Annotated in this window: 13 protein-coding genes; 2 read left to right on the top strand and 11 right to left on the bottom strand. The window is 70.1% G+C overall.

Going from position 1 to position 11,373, the window contains the following annotated elements; genetic code table 11:
- The first annotated feature begins 89 nt into the window (after positions 1-89).
- Together istA and istB are read left to right on the top strand one after the other, a co-directional pair.
- A complete protein-coding gene (istA, locus tag Q4G50_RS11045; RefSeq protein ID WP_303377712.1) occupies positions 90-1,640 on the top strand; it encodes an IS21 family transposase in 1,551 nt (516 codons plus the stop codon).
- Complete coding sequence (gene istB / locus Q4G50_RS11050; RefSeq protein ID WP_303377713.1) at positions 1,637-2,440, top strand: IS21-like element helper ATPase IstB; 804 nt, start codon at positions 1,637-1,639, stop codon at positions 2,438-2,440. The genes istA and istB overlap by 4 nt, the downstream gene beginning before the upstream one ends.
- A gap of 356 nt (positions 2,441-2,796) precedes the next feature.
- On the opposite strand, the gene Q4G50_RS11055 is transcribed toward istB, so the two are convergent.
- From Q4G50_RS11055 to Q4G50_RS11105, 11 genes are all read right to left on the bottom strand, one after another.
- Entirely contained in the window at positions 2,797-3,093 is a 297-nt protein-coding gene (locus Q4G50_RS11055) for a hypothetical protein (RefSeq protein WP_303377714.1), read from the bottom strand.
- Complete coding sequence (locus Q4G50_RS11060) at positions 3,090-3,320, bottom strand: hypothetical protein (protein WP_232550274.1); 231 nt, start codon at positions 3,318-3,320, stop codon at positions 3,090-3,092. The genes Q4G50_RS11055 and Q4G50_RS11060 overlap by 4 nt, the downstream gene beginning before the upstream one ends.
- A gap of 178 nt (positions 3,321-3,498) precedes the next feature.
- Positions 3,499-4,014 carry a hypothetical protein gene (locus tag Q4G50_RS11065; protein WP_232550273.1) on the bottom strand — a complete coding sequence of 172 codons (516 nt, stop codon included), beginning with the start codon at positions 4,012-4,014 and terminating at the stop codon, positions 3,499-3,501.
- Entirely contained in the window at positions 4,011-4,670 is a 660-nt protein-coding gene (locus Q4G50_RS11070) for a hypothetical protein (RefSeq protein WP_303377715.1), read from the bottom strand. Before Q4G50_RS11070 ends, Q4G50_RS11065 begins: the two co-directional genes overlap by 4 nt.
- The gene (locus Q4G50_RS11075) at positions 4,663-6,147 is read right to left on the bottom strand and encodes a type IV secretory system conjugative DNA transfer family protein (protein ID WP_303377716.1); all 1,485 of its coding nucleotides are present in this window, start codon (positions 6,145-6,147) and stop codon (positions 4,663-4,665) included. The genes Q4G50_RS11070 and Q4G50_RS11075 overlap by 8 nt, the downstream gene beginning before the upstream one ends.
- The gene (locus Q4G50_RS11080) at positions 6,144-6,602 is read right to left on the bottom strand and encodes a hypothetical protein (protein ID WP_303377717.1); all 459 of its coding nucleotides are present in this window, start codon (positions 6,600-6,602) and stop codon (positions 6,144-6,146) included. The genes Q4G50_RS11075 and Q4G50_RS11080 overlap by 4 nt, the downstream gene beginning before the upstream one ends.
- A 46-nt stretch (positions 6,603-6,648) precedes the next feature.
- Positions 6,649-7,566 carry a lytic transglycosylase domain-containing protein gene (locus tag Q4G50_RS11085; protein ID WP_303377718.1) on the bottom strand — a complete coding sequence of 306 codons (918 nt, stop codon included), beginning with the start codon at positions 7,564-7,566 and terminating at the stop codon, positions 6,649-6,651.
- On the bottom strand, positions 7,563-7,781 hold the full coding sequence (locus Q4G50_RS11090) for a hypothetical protein (protein WP_303377719.1): 219 nt from the start codon (positions 7,779-7,781) through the stop codon (positions 7,563-7,565). Before Q4G50_RS11090 ends, Q4G50_RS11085 begins: the two co-directional genes overlap by 4 nt.
- Positions 7,778-9,319, bottom strand: a complete 1,542-nt coding sequence (locus Q4G50_RS11095; RefSeq protein ID WP_303377720.1) for a hypothetical protein — start codon at positions 9,317-9,319, stop codon at positions 7,778-7,780. Before Q4G50_RS11095 ends, Q4G50_RS11090 begins: the two co-directional genes overlap by 4 nt.
- On the bottom strand, positions 9,316-10,815 hold the full coding sequence (locus Q4G50_RS11100; protein WP_303377721.1) for an SCO6880 family protein: 1,500 nt from the start codon (positions 10,813-10,815) through the stop codon (positions 9,316-9,318). The genes Q4G50_RS11095 and Q4G50_RS11100 overlap by 4 nt, the downstream gene beginning before the upstream one ends.
- Positions 10,815-11,373: hypothetical protein (locus Q4G50_RS11105; protein ID WP_303377722.1), on the bottom strand; the 559-nt coding region annotated here is incomplete at its 5' end. The genes Q4G50_RS11105 and Q4G50_RS11100, both read right to left, overlap by 1 nt.

Genomic DNA, 11,373 nt, shown 5'->3' on the forward strand with positions numbered 1-11,373 from the left:
TGTGACGGTCTGATCTGGCCCCACCCTTTGACTGGTCGACGTTGTCGTCGAAGGGGTGGCCAGACGTGTCAGGTGGGAGTCGTGTCCGAGTGTTCGAAGCGATCCGTAGGGACCGTCGGGAGGATCCCGACGTGTCGATCCGTGAGTTGGCCCTCCGGCATGGGGTGCACCGGCGGACGGTGCGACAGGCGCTGGCGTCGGCAGAACCGCCGGCGCGGAAGGTGCCGGAACGTGCCGCGCCGGTGTTGGGGCCGGTGAGGCCGTTCATCGACGCCATGCTGCGTGAGGACCTGGACGCGCCTCGCAAGCAGCGCCACACCGCTCGACGGGTCCGGGAACGCCTGATCGAGGAACACCAGGTGGTCGTGGCGTATCCGACGGTGCGTGACTACGTGCGTGACGCCCGCCCGCGGATCGCCGCCGAGGCCGGCAAGCAGCTTGCTGAGGTGTTCGTGCCGCAGACCCACGCGCCGGGCGCCGAAGCCGAGGTCGACTTCGCCGACCTGTGGATCGTGCTGGCCGGGGTGAAGACGAAGGTGTTCTTGTTCACGCTGCGGCTGTCCTACTCCGGGAAGGCGGTCCACCGCGCCTACGCCACGGCGTCGCAGGAGGCGTTCCTGGACGGGCACCGGTACGCGTTCGAACAACTCGGCGGGATCCCGACGGTGCATATCCGTTACGACAACCTGAAGGCGGCGGTGTCGCGGGTGTTGATGGGCCGCACCCGCGTCGAGTCGGACCGCTGGGTGCTGTTCCGGTCCCACTACGGCTTCGACGTGTTCTACTGCCGTCCCGGCGTCGACGGGGCACATGAGAAGGGTGGCGTGGAGGGCGAGGGCGGCCGGTTCCGCCGCACCCACACCGTGCCCATGCCCAAGGTTGACACCCTCGCCGAGCTGAACGCCTACTTCGCCCGGTGCGACCGCAAGGACGACCACCGCCGAGTCGGGCAACGCACCACCACGGTCGCCGACGACTTCGCCGTCGAACAGGCCTTGTTGCGAGCGCTGCCGGTCGAGCCGTTCGAAACCGGGCTCAGCCTGCATCCGCGGGTGGACCGCCACGCCCGGGTCACGGTCCGGCAGTGTCAGTACTCGGTGCCGGTCCGCTACGTCGGCCGACAACTGCGGGTGCTGTTGCGCGCCACCCAGGTGCTCGTCTACGACGGACCCCGGCTGGTGGCCGAACACGAGCGGTCCACGGTGCGTGGCAGCGTCACCTTGGTGCTGGACCACTACCTGGAGGTGCTCGCGTACAAGCCCGGGGCGCTGCCCGGCGCGACCGCCCTCGTCCAGGCCCGCAAGGCCGGCGTGTTCACCACCACCCATGACCGGTACTGGACCGCGGCCAAGGCCAGGTACGGCGACAAGACCGGCACGCAAGCCCTCGTCGAGGCGCTGCTGCTGCACCGCACCTACCCGCACGCCCAGGTCCTGGCCGGCCTCGAGGCCGCCCTCGCTGCGGGGGCGCTCGCCCCCGAAGCCGTCGCCGTCGAGGTCCGCCGCGCCGGCGAAACCGACGCGGTCCGCCCGCAGTTGGGTCTGGTCGGCGATGACGGCCGGATCGCCTACCTCGCCGACACCCGACCCCTTCCCGATGTTGCCGTCTACGACCAGCTACTCACCCAAGGAACCCGATGACCACCATGACCAGCCAGGCCGTCGACGTTGCGATCGACACCGCCTGCCGCACCCTGCGACTGCCCACCATCCGCGACCGGGCCGCCCACGCCGCCCAGGTCGCCGTCCGTGAGCAACACTCCTACCAAGCCTTCCTGGCCGAACTGCTGCTCGCCGAGTGCGACGACCGCGACGAGCGCCGCCGCATCCGCCGCGTCGCCGAGGCCGGCTTCCCCCGTATCAAGCGGCTCGACGAGCTGGACTACACCGCCAACCCGAACCTGAACCCGGCCGTCATCAACACCCTCGCCAAGGGCGACTGGATCGCCAAGGGCCGCCCGCTGTGCCTCATCGGTGACTCCGGCACCGGGAAGACCCACTTGCTCATCGGGATCGGCACCGCCGCCGCCGAGGCCGGCTACCGGGTCCGCTACGTGCTCGCTTCCCGGCTCGTGAACGAGCTCGCCGAAGCCGACAACGATCGCGCCCTGACCAAGGTCATCGCCCGCTACGGCCGGGTCGATCTGCTCTGTCTGGACGAACTCGGCTACCTCGAACTCGACCGCCGCGGCGCCGAACTCCTCTTTCAGGTCCTCACCGAACGCGAAGAGAAGAACTCGATCGCGATCGCGTCCAACGAGCCCTTCAGCGGCTGGACCAAGACCTTCACCGACCCCCGCCTCTGCGCCGCCATCGTCGACCGCCTCACCTACGACGGCACCATCATCGAAACAGGCACCACCAGCTACCGACTCGCCCACACCCGAACCGTCACGAGTGGGGCCAAATCAAACCGTCCCGGTGGGGCCAAGTCGAGTTGACATACTCAGATCTACAGCCACACGCAGCGGGACAAGATCAACGCTGCTGCTCGAGCTGCCGCGGCAGCGGATCGTGTGGCTGCGACCCGATCGGGAACCTTCACCCCGGAAGAGGATGCGCTGGTGTTGCGTCCCGACCTGACGGCTCGACAGGCGGCCGGGCTGTTGGGTCGGACAGCTGCTTCGGTGGCCCGGAGACGCAAGCGGCTACGCGCATGAGGGGAGCCGGCGGCCTGTCTTAACCCACCCCCGGGAGACACCGGCCACCGGCCCCTTACCTCAAGGCTAGCCGCCCGCCGGCGGACGCCCCCGGTGGGCGTCGGCCTCGGTTGCTGGCCTCGTCCTGGCCAGCCACGTCACCAACGGGGGTCGGTCCAGGTGGGGCTGTTGGCGGCCTTGGACACGGCTTGCTTGCTGACGCCGAGGGCTTGGGCGACGTCGGCCAGGGAGCGGGTGGTCAGCATCTCCCGGATGGCGGCGGTTCGGACCGCTGCCAGGTCGCTGGCCTGTTCCTTGAGGGCGTCCTGCAGGTTCAGGGTCCAGCGGGCGATCCCTTCCGGACCGCCGTAGCGTTCCGACCAGCCCTCATCGGCGTTGGCGACCTCGCGCAGGAACTGGCCCGGGTCGGCCGCGGGTTCGTTCTCGGCGCTCATGCCGTCCGCCACTCCCCCCGCTCGGCGCGGGCGGCCAGGTCGTGCAGGGCAGCGGCCAGTTCGCGCATACGCCGCACGTCATCGAACCCCTCACCGAAGCACAGCCACCGATCCGGTTCCTCGAACGCCGTCTGCTCGATCAGGATGCCGGGCTCCCCATCGGGAGAGGTCCCGACGCTGAACTCGTCACTGGGGCCGATGGTCACGTACTCGAAGTCCTGGCTCACCACGTCCGCCTTTCCTCGCCTGTTTGGTCGTCTCGATTGTCGCGGGCGCCGCTGACGCTTTCCGGTACGCACGCTCCCCCACTTCTTGGGGGGCAACCGCCGCCCCTAAGGTATCAACCCCACACTTGATGTGTCAACCCCACCATTGATGCTTGACGTGGATGGCGTCTGGGAACGGTCAGGGTGATGGCGCCGGGGGCTGGTGGCTTCGTTGTTCGGGGATGGGTGCGGCCGGCGGTTGCCGGGTGGGTACGTGCTCGATGACCGGCGGTGCCTCTTCGGTTCGGTGGGGTCGGGGGATGTCGAGGGCGTCGAGTTGGGCGTCGAGCTCGTCGCGGCGGTGCTGCCACACGACCAGGGCGCGTTCCATGCTGCGCGCCATGCCCTGGCGGGGGTCCTCCTCGTGCTTTGGGCGGCGCCGGCTGGTCGGGGTGGCGTCCTGGTCGTGGATGCGTCGTTGCCAGTAGATGAGGTGGCTCAGGGTGAGGTCCATGGCGATGCACCAGGTGGTCTGGATCGCGCGGTAGCTGTCGGGGGTGTGGTTGTTGCGGAGCAGGAGTCCGTTGGGTTCGCTGTGGTGGCACCACCGGCACTGGGTGACCTCGGGGGGCGGTGGTGGGGCGCCTTGCCGACCGCCGTCGGTGTAGGGGATGAAGTCGAGCAGGTCGAGCTGCTGGTCTGGCTGGGGGTTCATCGGAGGATCTCCCCGGTGTCGGGGTCGACCTGGCTGCCGTCGACCAGGCGGAGGTTGGGGCGCGCTGTTGGTTCGGCCAGGAGGGCGGCCCGGTGGTGCTGGGCGAGTTGCTGGGTGAGGGCGGTGACGTCGCTGCCGTAGACGCGTAGGCGCGTGTCGATCTCGTTCATGAGGCGGGCGTGGCGGCCGCGGGCGGGCCAGGAGGGGTGGCTGTCGTCGCACTGGTTCTTCAGGCGGGCTTTCATCCGGTCGATGAAGGCGGGCACGGCGTAGCGGTGCCAGTCCTCGAGCAGGTCGCTGGTGGTCGCGATCCCGGCACGCCGGCGTTGGTCGGCGAGCACAGCGACCTCGTGGACGAGGTGGGGGTGCTGGGGCCAGCAGGAGGGGATCATGCCGGCGTTGGGGTCCCACACGTATTCGCGGTTGAACCAGACCACGAACTCCTCCAGCCAGTCCCACACCTCCTGGCGCAGGAGCGGGTCCTGGCAGGACGCCGGGTCCCACGGGCGCGGGAGCAGGGCCGGGTCGCCGAGCATCTCCTTCTGCTTGGCGGTGCCCTCTGCTGCGAGGTAGAGGTCGCGGTAGGCGACGGCCAACAGTGGGGTGTTGGGGGTGGGGAACGTCCACACCAGTGACTTGTCCGGTGTCCTATCCATCGTGGTCGGCCGCCTCGGTGAGTGCGTGCCGGCGGGCGTTGGCCAGGGCGGCGAGTTGGCGGGCCTCGATGGAGACCTCGTCGGCACGCGCACGCTCGACGATGGTGCGGGTGGCGTCGAGTTCGGCCAACAGTTGGCGTCCGGTCTTGCCCTCGATGCAGCGCGACAGCTTGGCGATGATCGGGGGTGCGTTCTCGGGGACGACGAGGGCCTGCTTGGTGGGGATCTGCCGGACTTCCTCGGGTTTGAGGATGGCCATGTCCTCCCCGCTGACGCTGCGTCCACCCTTGCCGCCGGTCTGCCAGGTGGTGCGGGCGACGCGGACGCTGCCGACGAGTTCGGAGATCTCCCGGTTGAACCCGCCGTCCTTGCTGCCGCCGAACATGACCAGCACGTTGGTCAGGCCGAGCAGGGCGCGGGCTTCCTGCTCGCCGTACAGGGCCGCGAGCTGCCGCCACGTCTGTGCAGCCCAGATGAACGAGATGCCCAACGCTCGTTCGTTGGCCATCCGGATGCGGAGGGTGGGCAGGGGTGCGGTCGAGGGCAGCTCATCGAGGCAGGCCAGCATCGGCGGGCACAGCTTGTTGTGCTCGCTGGCCGTGGCGAGGGCGAGGGCGGTGTCGAGGACGTGTTCGGCCAGGGCGGTCATCAGCGGGCTGGCGCTGGCGTAGGGGTCCTCGCGTCCCAGCAGGTAGATGGTGCCCCCGCGCCGGATGATGTCGGCGATGTCGGTGGCCGGATGCCCCGGACGCGGCATGCAGCGACGGCGGATGTCTGGCTGGAAGAACAAGGTCAACGCTTGCTGGACGGTGGTGATCGTGTTCCCGGCGGTGCGGTCGTCGCCGGTGAGCGCGCCGGTGAGCAGGCCGTGCCAGAACGGGGCGGCGTCGGGGTGCTCGCGCAGGATCTCGGCGGGTTCCTGGGTGGCCAGCGGGTTCGCGACCCAGCGCAGCACGACGTCGAGGGTCTGCCCGGTGAGCGCGGCCGCGTGGAAGTAGCCCTGCAAGACCTTGGCGGCCTCAGCAGCGTAGAACCGTGCCGCGGCATCACCGCTGCCGGAGGCGCCGGCCTTGACGGTGCCGGCGGTGAACGCCTTCGCCCGGCGTTCCGCCACCAGCGGGTCGACGCACCCGTCGATCGGGTTCCACACCAGTTCAGGCAGGCCCGGGACGGCGCCGAACGGGTCCAGGACGTGGCAGGGCCGACCGTCGCGGGTGCGGGCCTGCCACGACAGCAGCAGGTCGGCCGGTTTGGTGAGGGTCACCAACGCTGCACCGGGGGCGGTGAGCAGGGCGGGCACCAGGATGTCGAGGGTCTTGCCCGAGCCCTGGGGGCCGATCACCCCGCAGGTGCGGTCCCACGGGCACCACAGGTCCCCGGCACGCGGGTGGTGGGCGCGGCCGATCCGCCACCCCACCTGGTGGGGGTCGAACCGGACGCGGCGTGGCTTGGCTTCATGGTGGGTGATCATGCTCATCGGAGTGCTCGCTTCTTGGGGTACAGGTCGGGGCGGATGACGTGGCGGACCTTGCGCAGGCGGCTCACGCCGAGGACGTTCTCGACTTGGGTGGGGGTGGCCATGCCGAGGATGCGGCCCGGCCCCCACCGCGCCCACCCCCACACGGTGAGGAGGGTGATCCCGGCCAGCAGCACGAGCTCGGCGACGATGACGCACACCAACACCGGGGCTGTCGCCCCGGCAGGCAGGGCGCCGTCGGCCAGCCCGGCGTGCGGGTCACCGGCCACCACGCCGGGGATGCTGGAAACCAGGGCGGTCGGGGTCGGCCAGTGCCAGCCGTACCCGGCCAGCCAGATCGCGATCCCGCGACCCACCTGCAGGCCGTAGAACAGCACCAGGACCGCGCCGAGGAGGACGCCGAGGGGGATCTCCCAGGTGAGCGGGTAGGGGTTGTGGCGGCGTTGCTGCTGCATGAACGGACTCCCTATCTAGGGCTGGACGGGGCTGGTCGGGGTGGGGTTACTCGAGGACGCTGATGTGGACGTGGTCGAAGTGGTTGTCGGTGTCCGAGCCGCGGTCGGCCATCGGCCGCCAATACGGCCGCTGCGGGCTCCAGGACTGCTGGCGCCAGATCAGGTACTTGATCTTCAGGACTTCGTGGTTGGCGATGAGCCAGTCGCAGATCGCATCACCCAAGGCGATCTGGGCGGGGTCGCGGTAGTTGGAGATCATCACGTCCAGCCCTTTGCCGTGGGGGTGGTCACTGACCGAGATCTTCGAGCTGGACCGCCACCCGCCGATCGTGGTGATGGTCGGGAACATGGCGGCGACCGCGCGCTTGACGATGATGGTGGCCACCGTGAGCCGGTATTCCGAACCGACGTCGCGGTCGGACTGGGGGATCTCGCCGTCGATGATGCCGACGTTCGGGACACACCCCTGCCCGGGGGTTCCGGGGACCGCTCCCCCGCCGTAGGCGTGGGCGTAGAACAGGACGTCGTTGACGTACCAGTGCGCCCGGTTGTAGGCGAACAGGGCGCCGCGGACGCCGTCGGGTCCGTTGTGGACGCCGCTGGCGGTCAGGTAGTTGGCTGCGGAGAAGATGCTGTCGGCCTCATTCAGGATCTGGGCGTCCCCGTCGCCGTCGCCGTCGACGCCGTAGGCGGCGAAGGTGGCGGGCATGAACTGCATCAGCCCCTTCGCTCCGGCGTAGCTGGTCGCCTTCACCCGTCCGTGGTTGGTCTCGGCCATCCCGATCCCCGCCAGCAGGGTCCAGGGCAGGTTGTAGGCCTGCGCGGCGGCTTGGTAGAGGGCGAGGATGTCGGCGGGGATCTCGGTGGGCGGGTTGCGCAGGCTCGCCCGCCGCAGGCTGTCATCGGCCGGCGGCAACTCGAACCCGTCGGTCGCCCCGGTGGTGCGGGCACTCAGCCCACTCACCGACGGAACCTCCGTCCCCTCCACCGCCGGCGTCTGGTCGTCGCTGGGGTGGTGTCGTCCTCGGGGGTGGTGATGACGGGGGTGGCAACGCAGTACTCCTGGCTGGCCTCCTCAGCGGTGGGCACGAACAGGACCACGCTGAGCACCGCGACCGCGAACGGGCCGCAGGTGGCCAGCAAGCCGAGGGTGAGGATGCCGACGATGAGGGTCTTCATGAGCTGACTCCGGCGAGGGCTTCGTTGGTGTCGAACAGGGCGCGCTCAGCAGGGTGGAGGACGGTCTGGACGCGGAACTGGCGATCGCCGACCTTCCACAGGGCGCGGCCCTTGTTCTGACACGCCCACTCGGTGATGGCGTGGTGGGCGACCGGCCCCAGGCTGGTGGGGACGGCGTCGGGGTCGTCGATGCCGTGGTAGATCGTCGTGGAGGCCAGCTTGGCCAGGTCGCGGGCGATCATCGAGGACTGTGAGCCGGCATCGGCGATGGCCTCGAAGTTGGCCGGGTGGTGCATGTTGCACCACTGCACCGACCCCTCCGACCGGGACAGGCGCAGGTCGGCGTCGAAACTCTTGACCGCGTCCGGGCCGAGGCGGAGCTGGAGCCACACCTCGTCGCGGATGGTGATGTTGAGCTGGTTCGGGTCGGACACTTCGCGGACGCCGCGGCCCCACGAGCTGGTGCACGCCAGCGCGATCGCGACCGCCTCATCTCCCAGCGGCTTGAGCCGGGACAGGGACAGGGACTGGATGGGGGCGGTCCAGTCGACGTCGATGGTGGTGTGGGCGTCGAAGATGCCCGCCAGGACGCCGCGGACGAGCCGGTTGAGGGCATCGCGCAGCAGGCGGGTGTCGTCCAGGAACTGGCGCCGGTTGGCGTACCGGCAGTCGTTGACGAGCTCGTCGCTGGGGTCCTCGATCAGCTTGCTCAACTCGGGCAGGGTCGTCTCGGTCAGGCGGGTTTGCCCGTCGGCGTACCCGGTGAGGGTGCGCAGGGCTTGGTCGACCACGCGCGCCTCGGTCGGCCCGTAGGGCACGTGGACGTCGCCGACCTTCTGCGACCCGACCAGGCCGCGCACCAGCGTGCCCCAGCGGCCGAACACGACGGTCGCCCGCGCTCGCGCTTCGGCAGCGGTGAGGTTCTCCCACCCGTGGATGAGCGGCCCGAAGTCCAGCGGGTTGATCCGCGCGTGCAGGCCCTGGCCGACGGCGATCGGTTCGACACCGAACCAGTGGCACAGGCCCTCGTACTCGTCCTTGATGTCGCCCAGGATGAGGGTCTTGTAGCCGAAGTCGGACATGCGCAGCACGAACGCCTTGGTGGTGCCCGACTTGCCGCGGCCGGGGTCACCGAAGCAGAACACGTTGGTGTTGGTGACCGGAATCGAGTCATCGAGGGTCCAGCCGACCGGGTCGGCGTAGAACGCTCCCCCGGAGAAGTCGTCCACACCGATCTGCGCACCCGTGGGTGGCAGGCCGGGACCGGCCACGAACGGCCACAACGCGGGCGCTTGGTCTGAGGTCATCCGCCAGCCAGCCACCGGGGGCAGGGACGGCGCCCAGCCCTGGTTGCGGCGCAGGGGGCCACGCCGGTTCGCCGGCCGGAACAGCGGCGTCCGGTCGTGCGCGGGCGCGGACGGCTCAGGTTGGCGGGGCAGCTGGTGGCCGAAGTCCGACAGCAAGGCGTCGACCGACCGGCCCGAATGGCCGTTATTCCGCGGAATAGTCCGGCCGTGGGTGGGGGTGGGCTTGTTCATGTGGTGCTCCTGCTCAGGCTGATGCCCAACGGCAGCGAGGAGGCTGCGAAGGCGACGTCGTGGGCCAGGTCGAGGACTTGGGGGGCGAAACCGGCCCGGCGGACTGAGGCTTCGAGCTGGTGGGCGAAGTCACCGATCGAGTAGGTCTTCGGCACGGTGACCGTGCACACCGCATAGGGGACGGTCAGGCTGTTGCCGGCGGCGAGCTTGGCGTCCAGGCGGCGGCGGTGGCGGATGTTGGTGGCTTCCTTGGCGCGGGTCTTCATCTTGGCGCCCTCGCGCATGGCCTCACCGATGTCGGCGGCCCACTCGCCCTTGCCGGTCTCCCGTTCGGCGGCCTGCAGGGTCTTGATCGGGTAGGCGACCACCATGGTGCGCCGCTCCATCGCCTCGCTCGGGGTGAGCATCGGGGCCATCGCCCCCATCAGGACACCGCGGGCGGGCAGCGCGATCCCGACCGAGGCGGAGTTCCAGGCGTCGTGGGAGTACCAGCGGGCCAGTGTGTCCGCCCCCGACGGTCCGGCCTGGGACCACGGCACGGACGCGTTCACCGTCGGGTCGTGCTCCCGTTCGGCCAAGGCGGTGATGATGCCGGCCCGGTCGGCCGGCGCGAACCCGGTCCGCACGGCGATCGCGAGCTCGGGGGAGGTCAGCCACACCACCTCGGTGAAGCCGAGCGCGCCGCGCAGCTGGGCCTCGACCTCGCCCATCACCAGCTCCAGGACGCGGGCGCGGCCCTCGACCCGGCCGCCGACCTCGCGGGCCCGGCGGGCGATCCGGCCCTCGGGCACCACCAAGGTGACGAACGCCTCGGTCCGCACGCTCGCGCGGGTGAGGGCGGCGGCGGGCTGGTCGTTGATCTCGGCCGCACCCGTGCCGTGGCGGGCCCGGTGGCGGGAGACCCACTGGGCGCGTTCGGCACCGTCATCGGGCACGGTGCGGACCACGAACAGCAGCTCGGAGACGAGTTCGCCGCGCGAGCAGATGTCGAGCAGGTCTGAGAGCCCTCGGCCCATGCCGGCGCGTTCGTGCTCGGTGGCGGTCATGATGCCCTGGTGGGTCACCTTCGCCGTCACCGCCCATGTGCGCGCGACGTGGTCCTGGATGATCGCAACGCGTTGCATCAACGGGGGCCGCGGGGTGCCCTCGTGGATCTCCAGGGCGTTCATCACGCCGGGAAGGTCGGGGGCGGCCACGTCCTCGACCACCCCCCGGGTCAGCTTCGAGCGCCACACCGACCAGCCGGTTACCCGACCGGTCAGGAACCGGACACCCGCTGCCGCCCAGCCGACCGCCGAGCGGCCGTGGATGGGCATCACCGTCAACAGCGCCAGCACGATCCAGCCCACCACCAAGACGGCGGTCAGCAGCCACCGGCTGCCGCTCAACGCGAGCAGGGCAGGCATCGCGCCGACCACGAGGGTGGCCAACTGGGGGGCGGTCAGGCCGAAGAACAGGCCGACCTTGTCGCGGGAGTAGTCGTTGTAGAGCGTCATCACACAGTCCCTGTCTGGTTGGAGTTACCGGAGGTGTTGCCCGGATCGGACGGTCCGTAGTTGAGCGTCGGGATCGGCGGCGTCGGCACATTCGCAGCCGGCGGGGTCGGGTTGGCAGCCTGCTGCTGGGCGTTGTGCTGGTTGGCGACCTGGGCCTGCTGCTGGGAACGCGGGGAGCCGTGGAAGTCGGGGTAGTAGCCGTTGTGGCCGACCCCGGCCTGACCCTGCAGGTCCGCACCGATCGCGGCCCCCTGGGCGCCCACGCTGGCGAACTTCTCCATCCCTTGGGCGAACCCACTGCGCGCTGCGGCCACCCCCGCGGCCAGCGGGCTCTGCTGGCCGCCACCATGCTGGTTCCACACGCTCTGCTGCTGACCGTGCTGACCCTGCTGCTGGTTGCCTTGCTGGTTGAACGGGTTGAGGCGACCCAGCACACCACTGCCACCCGACTGCGAGGACGCCGACGGCTGGTTGCCGCCCAGGGAACCCAGCGCGTTGCTGAGCCGGCCCTGGTTGCTGCTCTGGGCCTGCGACTCACCCTGGGAGCCGCCGGTCGCG

Origin of the sequence: Corynebacterium sp. (genome assembly GCF_030538285.1) — a bacterium.
Classification (GTDB): Bacteria; Actinomycetota; Actinomycetes; order Mycobacteriales; family Mycobacteriaceae; genus Corynebacterium.